Origin of the sequence: Leptolyngbya sp. FACHB-1624 (genome assembly GCF_047649235.1) — a bacterium.
Lineage (GTDB): Bacteria > Cyanobacteriota > Cyanobacteriia > Leptolyngbyales > Leptolyngbyaceae > Leptolyngbya > Leptolyngbya boryana.
This window is the reverse complement of record NZ_CP180258.1, coordinates 209,891-231,156: the sequence shown is the minus strand read 5'-3', so window position 1 is coordinate 231,156 and position 21,266 is coordinate 209,891. Positions and strand designations below refer to the sequence as shown.

Sequence of the window (21,266 nt, the reverse complement as noted above, 5' to 3'; positions counted from 1 at the left end):
CATGAGGCGGAGAGGACAAAATCCACCGCAAGAAGAATCAAGATTAATTCGGAAATCGTAATTTTTTATGGCTCATCGCAATCCTGCTCCCACCGTTGACATTATCATCGAACTCATTGATCGCCCCCATCGCCCGATCGTGCTGATCGAACGCCTCAATCCCCCACATGGATGGGCAATTCCCGGCGGTTTCATCGATTACGGAAATTCGGCTGAGAAAACCGCACATCTTGAAGCCGAAGAAGAAACTGGACTGCACATTGAACTCATTGATTTACTGGGAGTTTATTCTGATCCCGATCGAGATGCGCGCCAACATACGATGAGCATTGCGTACATTGCCACTGCCAAGGGCGAACCCAAAGCAGGTGATGATGCCAAAAATGTGCGGATTGTCGAGATTTGGGAGATCCCTGAGAATTTATGTTTTGATCACGATCGCATTTTGCACGATTATTTACAGTACAGAAATTATGGAATGCGCCCAAGATTATGAAAAAAGTAATTCGGACTGATGCGGCTCCGGCTCCGGTTGGTCCTTACAATCAAGCGATCGTGGCTCAAGGTTTAGTCTTTGTCGCAGGTCAAATCTCACTCGATCCGCAGACGGGTGAAATTGTCGGTGCTGGCGATGTTGCGGCTCAAACCGAACGAGCCATGACCAGTTTGAAAGCCATCTTAGAAGCGGCTGGTTCGTCGCTCGATGATGTTGTCAAAACGATGGTCTGCTTGAAAGACATGAACGATTTTGCGGCAATGAATGCGGTCTATGCCAAATATTTTGATGAAGCAACTGCACCCGCAAGAGTTTGTGTGGAAGTCGCTCGCTTACCAAAAGATGTTTTGGTTGAGATCGACTGTGTTGCAACACTGAAAGATTAGGAGAACTGCGATCGCTCTTGAACCTGATTCACAAGCGAGAGCGATCGCATCGAAGCGCGATGGCTGGAAGGTTCGCATCACAAGGTAAATGCTTGTTCTGGAACGGGTATGGGCTTTTGTCGATTTGAATATTGGAAATTAGTTATGTGAGATTCAATACTCTACTAGATGAGCAGTCTTGACGTTTTTTGCAAGTTTCAATTTCTCCAACAGTCGAATCGTCAACCATATCACATCCACTTCCCACCAGCGCTTGCCAAACTGCGCCGAAGCTTGATAAGCATGATGATTGTTGTGCCATCCTTCTCCGAAAGTCAGCAATGCTGCCCACCAGCAATTCGTCGATCGATCATTGACCGCATAGTTCCGATAGCCAAAAGTATGACATGCACTATTGACAAAGCACGTACTGTGAAAGCCAACAAACAATCGCGCAAAAATTCCCCAAACTACGAAGGGCATTCCACCGAGACCATAAAGCAAAACAGCTAATGCAATCTGTAAAGCAATGTAGTGCTTGTGGCAAAACTGATAAAACGAATCATGAGCAATATCTTGAGTGAATCGATGCAGTTCTGAATGAGATGGAACCTCGTGCATCAGCCAACTGATATGACTCCACCAAAATCCCTGAGTCGAATCATGTGGATCACCAGTCCGATCGGCAAACAAATGGTGCATTCGATGATAGCCGACCCAACCCTTCACGGCTCCTTGACCTGCCAATGTGCCACACAAGATAAAGAAGTATTCTAACCATTTGACCGTTTTGAAACTGCGATGCGTTGCTAAGCGGTGGAATCCTAAAGAGATTCCTAGCCCGATCGTCAGCCAATGCAAGAATAGAGCAACTCCAACGGCTGACCAACTAAAATAAGCGGGAGACAGTGCAAGTAAGGCTCCTAAATGCAAGAAAACAACAACAGTAATTACAGTCCAACGAGGACGTGGAGAAATTAAACAGACATCGGTCATGAATTTTGCTCAAACGGTTTGGATAAAATCAGCGTGATCACTCAGCACGATTGCGCTCTGTGGCTTCTAGTTGAAACTCACTCCAACGGTGCTGCACTTGTTTATAGCAATCAGCAGGAGAGATTTTTAGGTTTTGCAGTAGACTGACCTGAACTTCGCGATCCCGTCTCGCCAGAAGCACGATCGCTTGAGTTGGGTCATACGTCGCGATTGCCTCGTGAATCGCAACCCCAGCTTGGCTATCAACTTCAAGCATTCGCAAATATAGCTCGACTTGTGCCTGCGCGACGAACTCCTGCTCAAAGACTACAGAATCAATACTCCAATTCATTGAAGCATTGATCCGATTCGTAATCTTGCAGGTTACTAGTCCTCGCCCTAGTCTCAAATAGCCATTCCAGCTAGTGAACCCTATCTGCAAAAAATTCTGCTGAATAACCAGATCTTGCCAGTGATCAAAATGCGATCGCAAATCATAATGTTGAAACCTCATCAACTTCCCCTGAACTGCAAAATAGGGAAGCAAATCCGTTTTAAGAAACTAAGAACCATCATCATCCGTACCTCGCAGATGAAACACAACAGACATACCTCTTAAAGAGGCGCTATGCATCGGCGGGCATCCTGACTCAAAGAACACAGTTCTTATCACAGTTGCGGGACAGCGTCGGGTTTGCACCGAACTTTCCCCCTTGCGTCTAATGGCTGATTCCCATCAGAACCGATACTCATCTAGAGAGTAGCACGATCAAGCAAAATTAGACTCATCTTTGCCGCACTTCACCCACTCAAACTGGATTGAAAATGAGCCAATCATCTAAATCGTTTACTAAAGTAGTCTCTGAAGGCTCTCACATTTTGCACAGATCCACATATCGGTTACATTCCATGTTGTTGACGAGAATACCAAATCGCTAGTTAGCCGTCCTATTGTTCGCTGATCTAAAAAGCCGCGATTCCTCGGAACCGTTGCCTCTGAGCGATCATGTCTCGTAAAACTCTAACGCTATGCCCGATAAAGATGAGACTCGTTCAGAAATTAAACTATCAAGTTGACCATTAAAACGAAACACACGATCGCTCATCCACGCGCAATACAGATTCTTGCTGAAATGCCTGTTTATAAGCGGCTCGGATCTGATCAATCTTCTTGCTACTCTCAACATTCATCGGATACAGCAGCGTCAGAAGTTGAGAGTTTTCTGCCACAACCTTACCCTGCGAATTCCGATATTGCCCCTTCGCGGCTACCCTTGTCAGCCCTTCAGGAAATAACGGAGTCACAACGCGATCGACAAATTGCTGAAATTCAACCTGAGTCACTTCTGAGCGATCGGGTTTCGCGAATCCAAAAAATAACTCTGTTCGCATAAAAGCCTTGCCGTGCGGTTGCAACTGGCAAGATTGATCCACAGATTCATCAACCTTTGCGAAAACCAGCAGCGGCACAATCAGCCCGACTGCCACTCCTAAAATTAAGTGGAATCTAGATTTCATCACATCAACCTCAACTCTCTCTTCTCTCACGTTGAAGTGGAATTCTTCATGCAATCCCTAGATTTTGTAAAACCTCAAAAAATCGATAGCTTGAATCGATCTCTGAGTGGGAATACTGAGACAAACCGATGGCAAACGGATAATAGGGAGCATGTGGCGCAAGCTAGATAATATCGTTCTAAATATCAGAACCTACGCCGATCTGAGTCCTGACCTCAGCATTCGACGACAGATCAATCAGGCAATGCGAACTCGCCCCACTCGCACATCCGAGGATTGGTATCGCTCATTTTGGCAACCGCTTTCAATTTCTCAAGATCTGGCAATTTTCGTTTATCAGCAAATGGAAGCGTATTCCGGGTTGCAATTCGCAAAAATTACTCCAAGCGATCGCTTAACCGAGGATCTTCAACTGCCTTTGGTCTGCTGGTTCGATTGGGAATGTACCTTATGTGATGACTTTCACGATCGCTTTGGCATTGAAATTCGCGATCGTTTGGATATTGGTATGCTGCATACCGTCCGAGATCTTGTTATATTTCTGAATCAGCAACTTTTATCGGTCAATTGCTGATGCCTGATTCATATCCGCGCAATCTCGTGGGTTACGGACAAAATCCACCCCATCCCCAATGGAAAGATCAAGCCAGAATCGCAGTTCAATTTGTCATCAACTACGAAGAAGGCGGCGAGAACTGCGTCCTCCACGGTGATCCCGCCTCGGAAGCATTCTTGTCAGAAATTGTTGGCGCGGCTCCCTTCCAGGGAATGCGCCACATGAATATGGAATCTTGTTACGAATACGGCAGCCGTGCCGGATTTTGGCGGTTATATCGCATGTTTACATCACGCAGAATTCCAGTCACCGTCTATGGTATCGCTATGGCATTAGAGCGAAATCCCGAAGCCGTTGCTGCGATGAAAGCCGCAGATTGGGAGATTGCCAGTCATGGGTACCGCTGGATTGAATACAAAGACTTTTCAGAAGAAGCTGAACGAGAGCATCTCAAATTAGCGATCGACATTCACACCCGTGTCACAGGCAGTCGCCCACTTGGTTGGTACACCGGGCGCAGCAGCGAGCATACCGACAAACTTGTGATCGAGGAAGGCGGTTTTCTCTACAGTTCTGACAGCTATGCCGATGATCTCCCGTACTGGGTCAATACCGACCAAAAGCCGCATCTGATCATTCCGTATACCTTAGACAACAATGATATGCGGTTCGCCACGTCTCAAGGATTCAACTCTGGCGATCAGTTTTTTGCCTATCTTCGCGATGCATTCGATGTCCTCTACGCAGAAGGCGAAACTGCACCGAAAATGATGAGTGTTGGCTTACACTGTCGCTTGGTTGGACGACCTGGACGAGCCGCTGCACTGATGCGATTTTTGGACTATGTGCAGCAGCACGATCGCGTTTGGCTCTGTCGTCGAATTGATATTGCTCGACACTGGCACGAACATCACCAACCGAAATAACCCAGAACGCGGATGCCTTCCCGTTCAAAATTGATTACTGTGTTACTATCGAAATCAAAGCGTAATCATAATGAGTCCGTTTAAGGAGCTAATGGAATGACACAAGCGATTGACCAGATGCAGTTGGACAATCCACAAGAATGGGATTTATCTGATTTATATCAAAACTTCAGCGATCCAAATTTCTCTCAAGATTTAGAGTCGTTGCAGCAACAAGCCAGCGAGTTTAGGGATGCACATCGCGGCAAGGTGAAAGATTTGAGCGCCGATCAATTAGCAGAGTGTTTTAAAACATTAGAAGCGATCGCTGAAAAATCCGGCTATCTCTATGCGTTTCCTTCGCTCATCTTCTCCGCTGACACCCGCAATACTGAAGCCAAGCAATTCCTAGATAAAGTTATGGAAGCGCTCACAGGTGTTGAAAACCAGCTTCTTTTCTTTGATCTCGAATTGCAGAAATTAGATGCTGCCCAATTTGAAACCTTACAAAAAGCGTCTACCCTAGCAACCTATCAGCATTATCTCAATCGCATTGCAAAGTATCGCCCCCATACACTCTCTGAAGAAGTTGAGCAGACTCGGAACCAAGATAGCTTGACAGGACGACAAGCCTTTATCCAACTGAGATCCGTTCACCTTGGCGAACAAGAATACGAACCTGTAACGACTCCCGATGAGCGCATCGTCAGCACCGAATCAGAACTGAGTGCATTGCTCTATCACCCCGACGCAGAAATCCGAACAGCAGGCTATCAATCTGTTCGGAAAGTTATGAAACAGCACAATTCGCTGTATGCCTACATTCTGAATTCTGTGGCGCAGGATCATAAGATCGAAAACCAGATGCGCAGCTATGACTCTACTTTGCAGAAGCAACTGCTAGCAGATGAAGTTTCTGAACCTGTATTTCGAGCAATTATGCAGGGTACAGGCGATCGCTTTGATCTTTTCCAGCGCTACTACACCCTAAAAGGTCAAGCTCTAGGACAAAAAATCCGCACAGCCGATCTTTATGCTCCCTGGGGAACTGAAGCAACCCCACCTGTCACCTATAAAACAGGAGTCGAAACGCTACTTTCTGCATTAGATCAGTTTGATCCGAACTATGCCCGTCGAGCAGAAGAATTCTTCGTGAAAAACTGGGTCGATGCAAAAGTCCGCCCTGGCAAACGTGGTGGTGCATTCTGTTCCTACACCTACGGCAAACATAGCTATCTATTGATGTCATACACCGATGACTACAATTCGTTGTTCACCCTAGCACACGAAATGGGTCATGGATTGCACTTTGCTTGGATTGACGATCGACAAACCTACTTCAACAGCAATCCTCCAATGGTGCTAGCTGAAATCGCATCAACATTCAATGAATTGCTGTTGCTAGACTATCTGCTGAAACAAGCTAAAGACGATAAGGCTTTGACGAAATCATTGATCACACGACAACTTGAAGATCAGTTAAATCTATTATTCCGACAAAGCACAATTAGCCGCCTGGAGCTAGCTGTTCATGAACGTGCCGCTCAAAGCAGTTTTGATCACTCCTTTGTCAACGAAGAATGGATGAAATTGTATCAAACTCTTTGTGGTGATGCAGTTGAAGTTCTGCCTGAACATCAATACGATTGGGCAAGAATCGGACATATCTACTTCAAGCCCTTCTACTGCTATCAGTACACAGCATCAAACATTGTGAGTCTTGCTTGTTATCAGAAGTATCTCGAAGTTGGGAAAGACTTTATTCCTGGGTATTTAGAGCTACTTGCCGCAGGTGGCAGCCTAGACCAAGTGACTGCACTGCGTCAGTATGTTGGCGTTGACATTGAAGATCCCGCAACAATCCGTGGAGCTTTAACCTATGTTGAGAAGCTACTAGATCAGTTGCAAGCTAGCCTGTAAATGACTTAAACAAAGAAGCTCCAGTGAACTGTAATTCACTGGAGCTTCTCAGAATTTATCCAGCTCTGTCAACTGCTACTTATGCCGAATATTGTTATATAATTCCGCATACTCTTTAGCTGATTCCGTCCAAGAATAGTCATACTTCATTCCCTGAATCGCCAACTGATTAAAGACCTGCCGATTCTGTCCCCAAAGATCAAAAGCTCGTCCCATCGCGGACTCTAAGGCATAGTTATCCTTGTCATAGAATACAAATCCGTTTCTCTCTTCAGGCGGGTGGTTTTGATCATAATCATGATCAAATACTGTATTGATCAACCCTCCCACACCTCGAACGATCGGGACAGTTCCATACTTCAAACTGATCACTTGTGTCAGACCACAAGGCTCAAAGTTACTCGGCACGACGATCATATCTGCGCCCGCATAGATTAAATGGGATAGCTCCTCATTGAATCCAAGCTCAATATGACAATCGGGATTATTATTCAGAAACTCTTTCTCATGTCTAAACCATTTGTCGATCGACGACTCCGTTGCCGATCCTAATAAAACATACTGTGCTCCTCTTTCTAAGGCATAGTAAATCGAATGATGCACCAAATGCACCCCTTTTTGATCATCTAATCGTCCAATGAAACAGACGATCGGCTTATCTGAATCTTCTAACAACAATCGCTCTCGCAATGCCTTCTTGTTATAAGCCTTTTGATCAAATGTTTCCGCTGAGTAATGATAAGGCAAATATCGATCGTTCTCAGGATTCCAGAAGCCATAATCCAATCCATTCAAAATTCCAGAGAACTTATCTTGATGGACTTCTAAAGTATGTCCTAATCCATAGCTCACATCTGTATGTCGAGCTTCCCAGGCATGATGAGGTGAGACAGTTGTTACTGCATTTGCATAAACAATTCCACCTTTCATAAAATTGATCGAAAACGGATTAAAGTTATCTCTCAATTTGTCATAGCTGAAATAGTATTCAGGTCGTCTCAACTGCACTGCTTCGAGAACTTGCGTCCCCGCAAATCCTTGATGCTTAAAGTTATGAATCGTATAGCAAACTCGCTGATTTGCCATTCCGTGATACTTATAAATCTCGAATAGCATCACCGGAACCAAGCCCGTTTGCCAATCATGACAATGAATTACATCGGGTCGCTTATTACTTTGAAGCAAAAACTCTAATGCCGCTTTGCTAAAGAATGCAAACCGCATGTTGTCATCATCGCAACCGTAATAGACTCCTCGATCGAAGTAAAAATCTTCCGAATGCGGCTCAATAAAGAAACAAACCCGACCATGCACCCAGCCGCAATACACCGAACAATGAACCCACCCATTAAACCAGGGGACATATAAATCTCGATATGCATCGTGCAGCCCCCAGATATGGTCGTACCGCATGCAGTCATACTTAGGCAGAATCAACTCTACACAATGCCCTTGATTCTCCAATTCCCGGCTCAGACCATAAACCACGTCCCCCAAACCGCCCGCCTTAATCACTGGCGCACACTCGGAGGCAATTTGCACAATATACATTTCTATCCCCCTAGTTAACAAAAATTCATTTTTTGATGTCTTTATTCAATACGTAACCTTGATTTTTTGCAAGTCGCCTCAAAACTTAAACCTCTTTTGAGAACGTCTGATCTAAGATCTGACCCTACAGACTCAAGGATCTCCCCATGGCAACCACGCTGACGACCTCTAGTTTCCCACCGATCTGCGGTTCGGAAATCTCCTATTCCTCTGATCCCGTTTTCCTTCCCACCACAAATCTCCGCCTTGACTCTATCCAATCCGCCTTCGCTTGTGCCCTCCACATGCACCAACCCACGATCCCCGCAGGCAGAAACGGCGAATTGATCAGCAATCTCCAGCATATGTTCGAGCATCCAAACGATGGCGATAACCACAACGCAGCTCCCTTCGCTTGGTGCTATAGCCGTATAGGAGAATTTATTCCTGAACTGGTTTCTCAAGGCTGCAATCCCCGCATTATGCTCGACTATTCTGGTAATCTCCTCTGGGGATTTCAGCAAATGGGGCGTGACGACATTTTGAATCATCTCAAGCGAATTACCTGCGATCGCGAATTCCAACCCTACGTCGAATGGCTCGGAACGATGTGGAGTCATGCCGTTGTCCCTTCTACGCCTATTCCTGACCTGAAACTCCATATCCAGGCTTGGCAACATCATTTTGCATCCATCTTCGGCGACGAGGCTCTCAAGCGTGTCAGAGGCTTCTCTCCCCCAGAAATGCACCTCCCAAATCACCCCGACACACTCTTTCAATACATTAAAGCCTTAAAAGAATGTGGTTACCAATGGCTTCTTGTCCAAGAACATTCTGTAGAATGTTTCGATGGTTCGCCCCTACCTCATGACCAGAAATACATTCCTAATCAACTGGTCGCGCGCAATTCAAATCACGAAACAATCTCAATTACTGCATTAATCAAAACTCAAGGTTCAGATACAAAATTAGTGGCTCAAATGCAGCCTTACTTTGAGGCAAAAACACGATCAAAACAACAACTCAATCACACCCAAATTCCATCTTTAGTTTCCCAAATTGCTGATGGTGAAAATGGCGGCGTAATGATGAATGAATATCCGCGTGATTTCTTTCGCATTTACCACGAACTCCGAGATTCCGGCAATAACAATTCAGGCATTGTTGCAATCAATGGAACTGAATATTTAGAGCTACTTGAAGCATCAGGCATTAGCCCCAACGACTATCCAAAAGTTCAAGCCGTCCAACAACACAAAATCTGGCAACGAGTTGATCATCATGCTGAAACTGTAGAGCAAGCGATCGCGAATCTCAAACAAAATGACGATCGCTTTCACATTGATGGAGCTTCTTGGACAAATGATCTCAGCTGGGTAAAAGGCTATGAGAATGTTCTAGAACCGATGACAGAACTGAGTGCAATGTTTCATCAAATTGATACTAGTCATCTTCATTATCAAGAAGCTTTACTCTATAACTTGTTGCTTCAAACAAGTTGCTTTCGATATTGGGGACAAGGAGCATGGACGGATTACGCACGTGAGATTTATCGCAGAGGTAAGTCTGTATTAAGCTAGCAAAAAGCGATCGCAGAAGTGCGATCGCTTTTCATTTCAAACTACTTTTTCTAAGCCGGAACTGCAACAGGTTCTTCTACATCTTCCATCTCTTCTTCTTTTACTTGATCGAGATGTATATCAATGACTGTCATCTGCAAGCCTGCTCTTGGCACGTTTCCATTGCTTGAAATGAATGGATTTGGCTCAACTGCCCCCGTACAAATAATCAACGACCCTTTCTTCAAATATGGCAATACTCGCCAAGCTGTCGATTTCTCCCAAATGCTCAAAGACACTGTAAAAGATTCTTCCCGATTGCGAGACTTCCGAACATAGATTGTTGCTTCTGCAACTTTCGCTTCTCTACCATCTTTAAGCGTTACTGTTTTCACGGTTGCATCAGCCGCTAAATTGCCGCTAACAATCCATTGATTGAGTCCAGCACTCGACATGAAAAATCTCCAGCTTTAAATCGTGTTTAGCAAATAAACTTTGTAGAACCATAGTGCCCGTCTTCTCTCAAAATTTTGCTATCCAGCGGATTTAAAGTTAAAAACGCGCTCTAAGAAAAATCTTAAAGCACGTTTTCTTTCTAATGATACCCTGGCGGTTAGCTATTTTGACAGGAGGCTACCCTCCAACTATCGTCGCCGCAAATGCGTTTCACCACTCAGTTCGGGATGGATGAGTGTGGGTCCACATCGCCATCACCACCAGGAAACTCGTTGAGTCTGGCTCAAATTCACCAGAACCCAGAAGGCTGCATAGTTTTTGATGTCAGTTTTGAATGTAGAAATCTCAAACACCAAGGCTTAGATTCAATCTGATTCAAGAGGTCAAGCCCTCGGTCTATTAGTACTCCTCGGCTGCATACATTACTGCACTTCCACCTAGAGCCTATCAACGCGTGTTCTCCGCGTGACCTTACTGGTTTAACACCATGAGAGTACTCATCTTGAGGTGGGCTTCCCACTTAGATGCTTTCAGCGGTTATCCACTCCGCACTTGGCTACCCAGCGTTTACCGTTGGCACGATAACTGGTACACCAGCGGTGCGTTCTTCCCGGTCCTCTCGTACTAAGGAAGACTCCTCTCAATACTCTTGCGCCTGCACCGGATATGGACCGAACTGTCTCACGACGTTCTGAACCCAGCTCACGTACCGCTTTAATGGGCGAACAGCCCAACCCTTGGGACGTACTACCGCCCCAGGTTGCGATGAGCCGACATCGAGGTGCCAAACCTCCCCGTCGATGTGAACTCTTGGGGGAGATCAGCCTGTTATCCCTAGAGTAACTTTTATCCGTTTAGCGACGGCCTTTCCACGCAGCGCCGTCGGATCACTAAAGCCGACTTTCGTCCCTGCTCGACATGTTCGTCTCACAGTCAAGCTCTCTTGTGCTTTTACACTCTACGGCTGATTTCCAACCAGCCTGAGAGAACCTTTGCGCGCCTCCGTTACCATTTAGGAGGCGACCGCCCCAGTCAAACTGCCCACCTGAAACTGTTCCCTCCCCGGATTACGGGCGAAGGTTAGAATTCTAGCCTTAACAGAGTGGTATCTCACCGTTGGCTCCTCAATCCCCACAAGGATTGAATCATAGCCTCCCACCTATCCTGCGCAGTTAAAGCCCGAACCCAATTCCAGGCTACAGTAAAGCTTCATAGGGTCTTTCTGTCCAGGTGCAGGTAGTCCGTATCTTCACAGACAATCCTATTTCGCCGAGCCTCTCTCCGAGACAGCGCCCAAATCGTTACGCCTTTCGTGCGGGTCGGAACTTACCCGACAAGGAATTTCGCTACCTTAGGACCGTTATAGTTACGGCCGCCGTTCACCGGGGCTTCAGTCGCTAGCTTCAGGACGAATCCCTGACCAACTTCTTTAACCTTCCGGCACTGGGCAGGCGTCAGCCCCCATACATCGTTTTGCAACTTAGCGGAGACCTGTGTTTTTGGTAAACAGTCGCTTGGGCCTCTTCACTGCGACCACCTCTCGGTGGCACCCCTTCTCCCGAAGTTACGGGGTCATTTTGCCGAGTTCCTTAGAGAGAGTTATCTCGCGCCCTTTAGTTTTCTCAACCATCCTACCTGTGTCGGTTTCGGGTACGGGTAATTTGAATTATCGTGATCCGGGATTTTCTTGGAAGCCTGACATCACACACTTCGAGTCCGTAGACTCTCGTACTCACACCTCAGCTCAAGTCGTTTCCGCCGACTCTCATCACCTCGAATGCTTGAACCCCTAACCAACATGGGGCTGTGTTAGCCTTCTCCGTCCCCCGTCACAATCCAAATTGAGTACTGGAATCTTCACCAGTTGTCCATCGACTACGTCTTTCGACCTCGCCTTAGGCCCCGACTCACCCTCCGCGGACGAGCCTTCCGGAGGAACCCTTAGGATTTCAGGGCATTGGATTCTCACCAATGTTTGCGCTACTCAAGCCGACATTCTCACTTCTGCTTCGTCCACACCTGCTTGCCGCTGATGCTTCTCACTACAACAGAACGCTCCCCTACCACTCACATAAATGCAAGTCCATAGCTTCGGTAAACACCTTAGCCCCGTTCATTTTCGGCGCAGGAACGCTTGACCAGTGAGCTATTACGCACTCTTTTAAGGATGGCTGCTTCTAGGCAAACCTCCTGGTTGTCTCTGCATTCCCACCTCCTTTATCACTGAGGTGTTATTTTGGGACCTTAGCTGATGGTCTGGGCTGTTTCCCTCTTGACGATGAAGCTTATCCCCCACCGTCTCACTGGCAATCTATTCATCTGGTATTCAGAGTTTGACTCGATTTGGTACCGGTCTCCCAGCCCGCACCGAATCAGTGCTTTACCCCCAGACTTAAACAATTACCGCTGCGCCTCAACACATTTCGGGGAGAACCAGCTAGCTCCCGGTTCGATTGGCATTTCACCCCTAACCACACCTCATCCGCTGATTTTTCAACATCAGTCGGTTCGGACCTCCACTTGGTGTTACCCAAGCTTCATCCTGGACATGGTTAGATCACCGGGGTTCGGGTCTATAAATACAGATATCGCGCCCTATTCAGACTCGGTTTCCCTTTGACTTCGGCATCTCCGCCTTAATCTACCTGTACCTATAAGTCGCCGGCTCATTCTTCAACAGGCACACGGTCAGACGTTCAATCGTCCTCCCATTGCTTGTAAGCAGATGGTTTCATGTTCTATTTCACTCCCCTCCCGGGGTTCTTTTCACCGTTCCCTCGCGGTACTAGTTCTCTATCGGTCACACAGGAGTATTTAGCCTTTCGAGGTGGTCCTCGATGATTCACACGGAATTTCACGTGCTCCATGCTACTCGGGATACAGCTAGCTCAGTTAAGTTTTCAACTACAGGACTTTCACCTTCTCTGGTGTAGCTTCTCACTACTTCGTTTAACCGCTCTGATACACGTTGCTGTCCCACAACCCCAGATGATAAATCACCTGGTTTAGGCTGTTTCCAGTTCGCTCGCCGCTACTACGGAAATCGCGTTTGCTTTCTCTTCCTCCAGCTACTAAGATGTTTCAATTCGCTGGGTTAGCTTGCTCTACCCTATAGATTCAGGTAGTCATGTTAAAGGTTGCCCTATTCGGAAATCTTCGGATCAATGCTTACTTCCAGCTCCCCGAAGCATATCGTCGGTCGTCACGTCCTTCATCGCCTCTGTGTGCCTAGGTATCCACCATCTGCCCTTTGTAGCTTGACCACTAATTATTTCAATCAGTTTTAGTCCTTTACATTGGTGTCTGTGTATCTCTACCTGACATCATTACTATGCAGTTTTCTTGGTTCTTGTACTGGATATAATCCAGCAGGCTCTCTACATCTCGCAGATGAGTTGCTGTCGCATATCCTCAATCGCTCAATTCAACAAAAAATTCAACAGAGTGATTCAATCAATCGGTTGGTGGAGGTTAGCGGACTCGAACCGCTGACATCCTGCTTGCAAAGCAGGCGCTCTACCAACTGAGCTAAACCCCCTTGTCTTAATGGAGTGGGCCATCCTGGACTCGAACCAGGGACCTCACCCTTATCAGGGGTGCGCTCTAACCACCTGAGCTAATAGCCCCCATCCCTGAACCGGGATAGTTTAGAAGCACATCGAAATTTATGGAAAGCTTCGAACGACCTAGTTGACCTTTCTCATCCTAGCTTTAGCTAAGTGAGAGGGTAGGTCTCCTTTTAAGGAGGTGATCCAGCCACACCTTCCGGTACGGCTACCTTGTTACGACTTCACCCCAGTCATCAGCCCCACCTTCGGCGTCCTCCTCTGCAAGCAGTTAGAGTAACGACTTCGGGCGTGACCAACTCCCATGGTGTGACGGGCGGTGTGTACAAGGCCCGGGAACGTATTCACCGCAGTATGCTGACCTGCGATTACTAGCGATTCCGCCTTCATGCAGGCGAGTTGCAGCCTGCAATCTGAACTGAGCGTCGGTTTATGAGATTGGCTCACCATCGCTGGCTGGCTGCTCTTTGTCCGACGCATTGTAGTACGTGTGTAGCCCAAGGCGTATGGGGCATGCTGACTTGACGTCATCCACACCTTCCTCCGGTTTGTCACCGGCAGTCTCTCTAGAGTGCCCAACTGAATGCTGGCAACTAAAAACGTGGGTTGCGCTCGTTGCGGGACTTAACCCAACATCTCACGACACGAGCTGACGACAGCCATGCACCACCTGTCTCTCGGCTCCCGAAGGCACCCCTAACTTTCATCAGGGTTCCGAGGATGTCAAGCCTTGGTAAGGTTCTTCGCGTTGCATCGAATTAAACCACATACTCCACCGCTTGTGCGGGCCCCCGTCAATTCCTTTGAGTTTCACACTTGCGTGCGTACTCCCCAGGCGGACAACTTAACGCGTTGGCTACGGCACGGCTCGGGTCGATACGAACCACGCCTAGTTGTCATCGTTTACGGCTAGGACTACAGGGGTATCTAATCCCTTTCGCTCCCCTAGCTTTCGTCCCTCAGTGTCAGTGCAGACCCAGTAACACGCTTTCGCCGCTGGTGTTCTTCCCAATATCTACGCATTTCACCGCTACACTGGGAATTCCTGTTACCCCTATCGCACTCTAGTTCATCAGTTTCCACTGCCCTTATGCGGTTAAGCCGCACGCTTTGACAGCAGACTTGATAAACCACCTACGGACGCTTTACGCCCAATAATTCCGGATAACGCTTGCATCCTCCGTATTACCGCGGCTGCTGGCACGGAGTTAGCCGATGCTGATTCATCAGGTACCGTCATCGATTCTTCCCTGATAAAAGAGGTTTACAACCCAAAAGCCGTCCTCCCTCACGCGGTATTGCTCCGTCAGGCTTTCGCCCATTGCGGAAAATTCCCCACTGCTGCCTCCCGTAGGAGTCTGGACCGTGTCTCAGTTCCAGTGTGCCTGGTCATCCTCTCAGACCAAGTACAGATCGTCGCCTTGGTGTGCCGTTACCACTCCAACTAGCTAATCTGACGCGAGCCAATCTCTAGACAATAAATCTTTCACCCTAAGGCACATTCGGTATTAGCAGTCGTTTCCAACTGTTGTCCCCAATCTAAAGGCATGTTCTCACGCGTTACTCACCCGTCCGCCACTATCTCCGAAGAGACCGTTCGACTTGCATGTGTTAAGCATACCGCCAGCGTTCATCCTGAGCCAGGATCAAACTCTCCATAGTATATAGAGTAAGCTTGTAGCTCAATTCAGTAATTTATCCGGTTATCCTTCCGGTCTCTAACAAAAGAGATATTTTTCTGACGAAGGCTTTCCTTTCTCTGGCTTCTAAACTATTCTGTTTTATAGGTTCAGTTTCTCGCAGATGAAGCTGAGTCCGCTTTCGCTCGCTCTTCCCTCACCCGCGCTTTGATAATATAGCGGGATAACCTTCAAGGTGTCAACTCCTTCACTCAAGTTTTTTTCAGTTCGTTCTCAACCGCCCGCAGAATGAGGTTTTGGGCGACAATAGGCAAGTGATTTTTGTCGCTGAGGGCTAGGGAACGTGAATTTTCAGTCTGTGATTTCGACGCTCAATCAGTTTTGGGCGGAGCGGGGATGTTTGGTGGTGCAACCTTACGATACGGAGAAGGGAGCAGGGACGAAGAGTCCGCATACATTTTTGAGAGCGATCGGGCCTGAGCCTTGGGCGGTTGCCTATGTGGAACCTTGTCGTCGTCCGGGGGATGGGCGATATGGGGAGAATCCGAATCGGGTGCAACATTATTATCAGTATCAAGTGCTGATTAAGCCATCGCCTGACAATATTCAAGAGATTTATTTAGAGTCGCTGAAGGCGTTGGGGATTTCGCCGGAGGATCACGATATTCGGTTTGTGGAGGATAACTGGGAGGATGCGGCGGTTGGCGCTTGGGGAGTCGGTTGGGAAGTTTGGTTGGATGGTATGGAGGTGACGCAGTTCACTTATTTCCAACAGTGTGGAGGATTAGATTGCCGTCCGGTTTCGATCGAGATTACATATGGTCTGGAACGACTGACGATGTATCTACAAGGGGTGAACTCGATTTTCGATATTCAATGGAATGATGAGATCACTTATGGTGATGTGCATCTGCAAGGGGAAATTGAGTGTTCGACTTATAATTTTGAGGCATCGAATCCGGAACTCTTGTTTACGCTGTTTAAGTTGTTTGAGCAGGAGGCGGAGCAGTTGATGCAGCGTGGGTTGGTGTTGCCTGCTTACGATCAGGTGCTAAAGTGCTCGCACACGTTTAATTTGCTGGATGCGCGTGGGGTGATTTCGGTGACGGAACGGGCGCGATATATTGGGCGCGTGCGGAATTTGGCGCGGCAGGTGGCGCAGCTTTATTTGAAACAGCGGGAGAAGTTAGGGTTTCCGCTGTTGAAAAGGGAGAAGGTTGAGGCGGTTTAAAGGGAAACAGATAGAGCGATCGCACTCTACAAATCTGCGATCGCTCTATCACTGACTGCAGATTCAGTGTCGCGGATAAGGTGGGCAATAGGGCAATAGAAAAGAACTATGTGCAACAAGAGCTTCTGAATCCGGAGTAATTCAAACTATGTCGTCTACATCAAGTCTTAAATTTGCGATGTCTACAATATCTGGCATCACTTGGTCTTTTGCATGCCTAAAAAGATTGGGTAATGCGTCAGGATAAGGTGGGATAGATTGCGATATCATGCCACGTCCAAGTCCAAGTGGACAGTTCTGCTCGCTGTGAGGCGGTGGATCGAAACCGACGATGCTGCTAAATCCAATTGAAATCGCTCCCAACTAACGAGTCGTCACCTTTGTCTGTTTCCAAACCTTGCAAAACTTATTCTGCTGTCGATGCGAGCGTTCAGTCTGTTGTCGAACATTTCCATTCGTGCATTCTGATCGTTGTGCTTTGTCTTTGCTGATGTGATGCTATTCAGGTGGCAAAGTCCGCTCATATCCGCTCCGAATTGCTGCATTTAGTAGCTTATGTGAAGCAACATAGCCCGCTTTCTCAACGCTCGTAATGATTGAAAGCAACGCATGAAGATGTTTTTCGCCGCATTCCAGAGACATTTTCAGTCAGGAAAAAGAGCCGTTGCTTATCTTTCAGAATCCGAACATACTCTAGAAAAAGCTGACTTCTTGCATCCTCGATTCCTGTCTATGTTCCGGCTTCACTCCAGCTTTGACAAAGAGGTTCTTCAAATAATTCCAACACACTCAGGAATATCATCGGAAGGAATGCTGCTGATATCACGCCTATCTAGAACGGTTTCAGGATAATTCTTTTCGTAAGTTTCCCAAATACTCTTATCGAACTCATTCGCCCAAATCGTCTGAAATCCAGGTTGGTTAAATCCTAAATCTAAGTCTCCACAACCTGGAAATAGAGAACCGATCGCGCTTGATAGGTGCAGCCCATCGTTCGGTCTAACCAAAATAGACCTTACGCAAGCTCAGAATAATAGTTTAAAGGGGCAGGACTAGATTCGCTGCTTGATCAGCGCAAATCCGAAAACTTTTTGAGTATAGGGAGGGATGCGTCACACCAATCCATTAGAATGATCAATCTGTGGAAAACTTGGAAAAGTTTTTCATGCACTACTCACTCTGCCTCTCGCACTCGTGTTATGCCCAAGGTTCTTGTTTCCGATCCAATCGATCAAGTTGGGATCGATATTTTGTCCCAAGTCGCTCAAGTAGATGTCAAAACTGATCTGAGTAAAGAGCAACTTGTCGAAGTGATTCCAGAATATGATGCGCTGATGATTCGCTCTGGAACGCGCGTAACTGCTGAGGTCATTGAGGCAGGACGCAATCTGAAAATTATTGGACGCGCTGGAGTTGGAGTCGATAATGTCGATGTTCCAGCCGCAACTCGCAAAGGAATTATTGTTGTCAACTCGCCCGAAGGTAATACGATCGCGGCAGCTGAACATACCCTAGCAATGATGCTATCGTTGTCTCGCTATATTCCCGAAGCGAATGCCAAGTTGAAACAAGGCAAATGGGATCGCAAAAGCTATACCGGGAACGAAGTTTATAACAAAACGTTAGGAGTCGTGGGACTCGGTAAGATTGGCGCCCATGTCGCAACTGTGGCACGCGCAATGGGCATGAAGTTGCTGGCTTATGATCCATTTATTTCAGTGGAGCGTGCAGAACAACTGGGCTGTAGCTTAGTTGAACTCGATGTTTTGTTTCAATCGGCAGACTACATCACCCTGCACATTCCGAAAACGCCGGAAACTGCCAACCTGATTAATGCAGACTCGATCGCGAAAATGAAACCCAATGCGCGCATTATTAACTGTGCGCGAGGCGGAATTATCGATGAAACTGCGATCGCAGAAGCCCTCAAAGCTGGAAAAATTGCCGGAGCCGCGTTAGATGTATTCTCCAGCGAACCGTTAGGAGAATCGCCTCTCACGGCTTTGGGTAAGGAAATTGTCTTAACGCCACACTTGGGAGCCTCGACTGAAGAAGCTCAGGTCAATGTCGCGATCGACGTTGCAGAACAAATTCGGGATGTCTTACTTGGCGAACCTGCTCGATCGGCAGTCAACATTCCTGGACTGCGCCCTGACGTTTTAGAACAGTTGAAGCCCTACTTGCAGCTTGCGGAAACGCTCGGAAAGATGGTTGGGCAACTTGCGGGCGGACGTATTGAATCGCTCAATATTGGGCTGCGGGGAGATTTGGCAACCAATCAAAGCCAACCGATCGTGATTGCTGCGTTGAAAGGATTGTTATCTCCGGCATTGCAAGAGCGGGTGAACTATGTGAATGCCAGCATTGAAGCAAAAGAGCGAGGCATTCGAGTCGTTGAAACTCGCGATGCATCGATCAAAGACTATGCAGGTTCACTGCATCTTTCCGCAAAAGGCACACTGGGAGAACACTCTGTAACCGGAGCTTTGCTCGGAGATGATGAGATTCGGATCACGAGCATCAATGATTTTCCAGTCAACGTGCCGCCGAATCGCTATATGCTGTTCACCCTGCACCGGGATATGCCGGGAATCATTGGTCGGATTGGTTCGCTGTTGGGCGAATTCAATGTCAATATCGCCAGTATGCAGGTGGGACGGAAAATTGTTCGGGGCGATGCGGTGATGGTGCTCAGCATTGATGATCCGTTGCCGGAGAACATCATGAACGAGATTAAGCAAGTCGCTGGAATCCGCGACGCTTACACGGTTACGTTGTAAGAACTGAATTCAGGCAGGAGCCAGGAGATCACTCCTACTTCCTGCCTGAATCAGGAGAGTCGAGAATTTTCTGCCTCAGATGTGGGTCTTGATCCCCTCTTAGATTCAGGGGGATTGAGAAGAGAAGAGTCTAAAGTCATAAATGATTGACTCTGATCAGATCAGCCTAGATGCTTCTATTTTTATTTTGCCGTGCTGCAAATTTATGTCTAACAGTTGGTGGGAAATTCAAGTTCTGTGTGATGCGGCTCTCGAAGAGACGGCAATTTGGCGATTTGATAATTTTGGCTGTAAAGGGGCATCGAGTCAGAGTCAAGGCTCGTCTTGTTTGGTTTCAGCGTATTTGCCTCAGCAACAGGCACAGTTGTTAGATTTATCTGCGTTGTCTTTACTGCTCAAACAAGATGCACTTTGCATGAATTTGCCTGCACCGATCGTGCAATGGCAAATCATTGATGAAGAAGATTGGTCAAGTAGTTGGAAGAGTTACTGGAAGCCCCAGGAACTAGGCGATCGCTTTTTGATTAATCCCGCTTGGCTACCTGTGCCCGAAAAGACCGATCGTATTATCATGCAGCTTGAACCAGGAGTTGCATTTGGAACGGGTGATCATGCGACGACTCAACTGTGTTTAGAAGCTTTAGAAATGCGATTGAGTGTAGATCCGCAAACCGTGACGATCGCAGATATTGGGTGTGGATCTGGCATTCTCTCAGTGGGCGCACTGCTCTTAGGAGCTAAAAAAGCTTATGCCGTCGATACTGATCCGCTAGCCGTCAAAGCAACCCATGAAAATGTAGAACTGAATCACCTTGATCCGGCGCGATTAGTCGTGGATCAAGGTAGTGTCACGCGACTTCAAGAGATGATCGAAGAACCAGTCGATGGGTTAGTTTGCAACATTTTGGCAGAAGTCATCATTGATCTGATTCCACAATGGACACCTTTGATTAAGCCTTCTTCGTGGGGAATTTTGAGCGGGATTTTGTTGGAGCAAGCAAAACCTGTTGCAGATACGTTAGAGGCGAATGGGTGGATTGTCGCAGCTTTATGGAAGCGTGGTGATTGGTGCTGTTTAAATGTCCGTCGATCGTAGAAATTGGTTGCGCAAACGCTGGCGTTTTTCAGACCCACTATTTTGGCAGTTGATTGCAGCGTATTCGAGCCAAAATCGTTACTATCACACGCTTGAGCATCTCTATCACGTTCTCTCAATGCTAGAGCAGTTAGGCGGAGAGTCGATTGCGCTGAATCTTGCGGCATGGTTTCATGATGCCGTGTATGACACTCATGCTCAGGATAATGAGGAGAACAGCGCTGAGCTTGCAGCAGCTTTATTTCCTGAATTTGAGCAGATCCATCAAGTTCGCAATTTGATTCTTTGTACGAAAACCCATCAAGCATTTGATGCAGAAAGTCAGATTCTCTTAGATGCAGATTTAGCAATTCTCAGCACTGAGCCAGAACACTATCAGAGCTATGCTGCTGCAATTCGGAAAGAGTATTTTTGGGTAACAGACGAGGATTATCGAATTGGGCGATCGCGAGTGTTAGAAAGTTTTTTGCACCGCGATCGCATTTATTCCACACCCACGATGCAGGCAAGAGAAGCGATCGCACGCCGCAATCTTGATGCAGAATTGCAACGATTAGCTCATCTTTAAGTTGCAAATGGATATCAGGCTTCGGCTTCGCTCAACTCACAACTTCTCTTTAAACTCGTTACGAGCTTTCTCGATTCAAAAGATTGAGCAAAGCCGAAATGCAGT

18 protein-coding genes, 2 tRNA genes, 3 rRNA genes and 1 riboswitch are annotated in these 21,266 nt (G+C 47.1%); of the genes, 10 read left to right on the top strand and 13 right to left on the bottom strand.

The window, feature by feature from the left end:
- Positions 1-67: 67 nt before the first annotated feature.
- Complete coding sequence (locus ACMUEV_RS01005) at positions 68-496, top strand: NUDIX domain-containing protein (RefSeq protein ID WP_017291170.1); 429 nt, start codon at positions 68-70, stop codon at positions 494-496.
- Entirely contained in the window at positions 493-882 is a 390-nt protein-coding gene (locus tag ACMUEV_RS01000) for a RidA family protein (RefSeq protein ID WP_017291171.1), read from the top strand. Before ACMUEV_RS01005 ends, ACMUEV_RS01000 begins: the two co-directional genes overlap by 4 nt.
- Positions 883-1,035: 153 nt before the next feature.
- On the opposite strand, the gene ACMUEV_RS00995 is transcribed toward ACMUEV_RS01000, so the two are convergent.
- From ACMUEV_RS00995 to ACMUEV_RS00985, 3 genes are all read right to left on the bottom strand, one after another.
- The gene (locus ACMUEV_RS00995) at positions 1,036-1,857 is read right to left on the bottom strand and encodes an acyl-CoA desaturase (protein ID WP_190649747.1); all 822 of its coding nucleotides are present in this window, start codon (positions 1,855-1,857) and stop codon (positions 1,036-1,038) included.
- A gap of 37 nt (positions 1,858-1,894) precedes the next feature.
- The gene (locus ACMUEV_RS00990; protein ID WP_190649749.1) at positions 1,895-2,350 is read right to left on the bottom strand and encodes a hypothetical protein; all 456 of its coding nucleotides are present in this window, start codon (positions 2,348-2,350) and stop codon (positions 1,895-1,897) included.
- Positions 2,351-2,453: 103 nt separating this feature from the next.
- Positions 2,454-2,598: riboswitch (cobalamin riboswitch) on the bottom strand.
- Between the two features lie 318 nt (positions 2,599-2,916).
- Positions 2,917-3,354, bottom strand: a complete 438-nt coding sequence (locus tag ACMUEV_RS00985) for a DUF3574 domain-containing protein (protein WP_199329389.1) — start codon at positions 3,352-3,354, stop codon at positions 2,917-2,919.
- A gap of 151 nt (positions 3,355-3,505) precedes the next feature.
- Here ACMUEV_RS00985 and ACMUEV_RS00980 point away from each other — a divergent pair, with 151 nt between their 5' ends.
- From ACMUEV_RS00980 to ACMUEV_RS00970, 3 genes are all read left to right on the top strand, one after another.
- Positions 3,506-3,928, top strand: a complete 423-nt coding sequence (locus tag ACMUEV_RS00980) for a hypothetical protein (RefSeq protein WP_190649753.1) — start codon at positions 3,506-3,508, stop codon at positions 3,926-3,928.
- The gene (gene puuE, locus ACMUEV_RS00975) at positions 3,928-4,836 is read left to right on the top strand and encodes an allantoinase PuuE (RefSeq protein WP_190649755.1); all 909 of its coding nucleotides are present in this window, start codon (positions 3,928-3,930) and stop codon (positions 4,834-4,836) included. The genes ACMUEV_RS00980 and puuE overlap by 1 nt, the downstream gene beginning before the upstream one ends.
- Before the next feature lie 96 nt (positions 4,837-4,932).
- The gene (locus tag ACMUEV_RS00970) at positions 4,933-6,735 is read left to right on the top strand and encodes a M3 family oligoendopeptidase (RefSeq protein WP_190649757.1); all 1,803 of its coding nucleotides are present in this window, start codon (positions 4,933-4,935) and stop codon (positions 6,733-6,735) included.
- Positions 6,736-6,810: 75 nt separating this feature from the next.
- On the opposite strand, the gene glgA is transcribed toward ACMUEV_RS00970, so the two are convergent.
- Positions 6,811-8,286: a glycogen synthase GlgA gene (gene glgA / locus ACMUEV_RS00965; protein WP_190649759.1), complete on the bottom strand. Its 1,476-nt coding sequence runs from the start codon at positions 8,284-8,286 to the stop codon at positions 6,811-6,813.
- Between the two features lie 146 nt (positions 8,287-8,432).
- Between glgA and ACMUEV_RS00960 the strand changes: the two genes are divergently transcribed.
- Entirely contained in the window at positions 8,433-9,845 is a 1,413-nt protein-coding gene (locus tag ACMUEV_RS00960; protein WP_190649761.1) for a glycosyl hydrolase family 57, read from the top strand.
- A 50-nt stretch (positions 9,846-9,895) separates the two neighbouring features.
- Here ACMUEV_RS00960 and ACMUEV_RS00955 read toward each other — a convergent pair whose 3' ends face one another.
- The 6 genes from ACMUEV_RS00955 to ACMUEV_RS00930 form a co-directional block, all read right to left on the bottom strand.
- Positions 9,896-10,279: a single-stranded DNA-binding protein gene (locus ACMUEV_RS00955; RefSeq protein ID WP_017291181.1), complete on the bottom strand. Its 384-nt coding sequence runs from the start codon at positions 10,277-10,279 to the stop codon at positions 9,896-9,898.
- A 149-nt stretch (positions 10,280-10,428) separates the two neighbouring features.
- A 5S ribosomal RNA gene (rrf, locus tag ACMUEV_RS00950) occupies positions 10,429-10,545 on the bottom strand.
- 114 nt (positions 10,546-10,659) lie between these two features.
- Positions 10,660-13,543: ribosomal RNA gene (locus ACMUEV_RS00945) — 23S ribosomal RNA — on the bottom strand.
- Positions 13,544-13,742: 199 nt separating this feature from the next.
- Positions 13,743-13,818: transfer RNA gene (locus ACMUEV_RS00940), tRNA-Ala, on the bottom strand.
- 14 nt (positions 13,819-13,832) lie between these two features.
- Positions 13,833-13,906 (bottom strand) — tRNA-Ile (locus ACMUEV_RS00935).
- Positions 13,907-14,020: 114 nt separating this feature from the next.
- Positions 14,021-15,508 (bottom strand): 16S ribosomal RNA (locus tag ACMUEV_RS00930).
- The 16S, 23S and 5S rRNA genes sit together here with 2 tRNA genes alongside, the layout of an rRNA operon.
- Positions 15,509-15,829: 321 nt before the next feature.
- Here ACMUEV_RS00930 and glyQ point away from each other — a divergent pair.
- The gene (gene glyQ, locus ACMUEV_RS00925) at positions 15,830-16,717 is read left to right on the top strand and encodes a glycine--tRNA ligase subunit alpha (RefSeq protein ID WP_017291182.1); all 888 of its coding nucleotides are present in this window, start codon (positions 15,830-15,832) and stop codon (positions 16,715-16,717) included.
- A 498-nt stretch (positions 16,718-17,215) separates the two neighbouring features.
- On the opposite strand, the gene ACMUEV_RS00920 is transcribed toward glyQ, so the two are convergent.
- Genes ACMUEV_RS00920 through ACMUEV_RS00910 form a run of 3 tightly spaced genes read right to left on the bottom strand, consistent with a single transcriptional unit; the run spans position 17,216 to position 17,724 of the window.
- Positions 17,216-17,359, bottom strand: a complete 144-nt coding sequence (locus tag ACMUEV_RS00920; protein WP_242044665.1) for a hypothetical protein — start codon at positions 17,357-17,359, stop codon at positions 17,216-17,218.
- The gene (locus ACMUEV_RS00915; protein WP_347277625.1) at positions 17,298-17,441 is read right to left on the bottom strand and encodes a DNA cytosine methyltransferase; all 144 of its coding nucleotides are present in this window, start codon (positions 17,439-17,441) and stop codon (positions 17,298-17,300) included. Before ACMUEV_RS00915 ends, ACMUEV_RS00920 begins: the two co-directional genes overlap by 62 nt.
- A 46-nt stretch (positions 17,442-17,487) precedes the next feature.
- Positions 17,488-17,724 (bottom strand): DNA cytosine methyltransferase, encoded by a 237-nt coding sequence (locus ACMUEV_RS00910; protein ID WP_268242242.1) that lies wholly within the window; start codon positions 17,722-17,724, stop codon positions 17,488-17,490.
- Between the two features lie 192 nt (positions 17,725-17,916).
- On the opposite strand from ACMUEV_RS00910, the gene serA reads away from it, so the two are divergent.
- From serA to ACMUEV_RS00895, 3 genes are all read left to right on the top strand, one after another.
- Entirely contained in the window at positions 17,917-19,497 is a 1,581-nt protein-coding gene (gene serA, locus ACMUEV_RS00905) for a phosphoglycerate dehydrogenase (RefSeq protein ID WP_026149015.1), read from the top strand.
- Positions 19,498-19,702: 205 nt separating this feature from the next.
- Positions 19,703-20,593, top strand: coding sequence for a 50S ribosomal protein L11 methyltransferase (gene prmA, locus ACMUEV_RS00900; protein WP_190652540.1), 891 nt, complete (start codon positions 19,703-19,705; stop codon positions 20,591-20,593).
- Entirely contained in the window at positions 20,577-21,161 is a 585-nt protein-coding gene (locus ACMUEV_RS00895; RefSeq protein ID WP_199329647.1) for a hypothetical protein, read from the top strand. The genes prmA and ACMUEV_RS00895 overlap by 17 nt, the downstream gene beginning before the upstream one ends.
- Positions 21,162-21,266: the final 105 nt, after the last annotated feature.

Excerpts from the sequence above, each read along its gene's own strand:
- glgA (WP_190649759.1), bottom strand. The coding sequence starts at position 8,286 with ATGTATATTGTGCAAATTGCCTCCGAGTGTGCGCCAGTGATTAAGGCG.
- ACMUEV_RS01005 (WP_017291170.1), top strand. The coding sequence starts at position 68 with ATGGCTCATCGCAATCCTGCTCCCACCGTTGACATTATCATCGAACTC.
- ACMUEV_RS00985 (WP_199329389.1), bottom strand. The coding sequence starts at position 3,354 with ATGAAATCTAGATTCCACTTAATTTTAGGAGTGGCAGTCGGGCTGATT.
- ACMUEV_RS00980 (WP_190649753.1), top strand. The coding sequence starts at position 3,506 with ATGTGGCGCAAGCTAGATAATATCGTTCTAAATATCAGAACCTACGCC.
- ACMUEV_RS00920 (WP_242044665.1), bottom strand. The coding sequence starts at position 17,359 with ATGTCTCTGGAATGCGGCGAAAAACATCTTCATGCGTTGCTTTCAATC.
- ACMUEV_RS00990 (WP_190649749.1), bottom strand. The coding sequence starts at position 2,350 with ATGAGGTTTCAACATTATGATTTGCGATCGCATTTTGATCACTGGCAA.
- ACMUEV_RS00895 (WP_199329647.1), top strand. The coding sequence starts at position 20,577 with ATGTCCGTCGATCGTAGAAATTGGTTGCGCAAACGCTGGCGTTTTTCA.
- ACMUEV_RS00995 (WP_190649747.1), bottom strand. The coding sequence starts at position 1,857 with ATGACCGATGTCTGTTTAATTTCTCCACGTCCTCGTTGGACTGTAATT.
- ACMUEV_RS00960 (WP_190649761.1), top strand. The coding sequence starts at position 8,433 with ATGGCAACCACGCTGACGACCTCTAGTTTCCCACCGATCTGCGGTTCG.
- ACMUEV_RS00955 (WP_017291181.1), bottom strand. The coding sequence starts at position 10,279 with ATGTCGAGTGCTGGACTCAATCAATGGATTGTTAGCGGCAATTTAGCG.
- ACMUEV_RS01000 (WP_017291171.1), top strand. The coding sequence starts at position 493 with ATGAAAAAAGTAATTCGGACTGATGCGGCTCCGGCTCCGGTTGGTCCT.
- serA (WP_026149015.1), top strand. The coding sequence starts at position 17,917 with ATGCCCAAGGTTCTTGTTTCCGATCCAATCGATCAAGTTGGGATCGAT.
- prmA (WP_190652540.1), top strand. The coding sequence starts at position 19,703 with ATGTCTAACAGTTGGTGGGAAATTCAAGTTCTGTGTGATGCGGCTCTC.
- puuE (WP_190649755.1), top strand. The coding sequence starts at position 3,928 with ATGCCTGATTCATATCCGCGCAATCTCGTGGGTTACGGACAAAATCCA.
- ACMUEV_RS00970 (WP_190649757.1), top strand. The coding sequence starts at position 4,933 with ATGACACAAGCGATTGACCAGATGCAGTTGGACAATCCACAAGAATGG.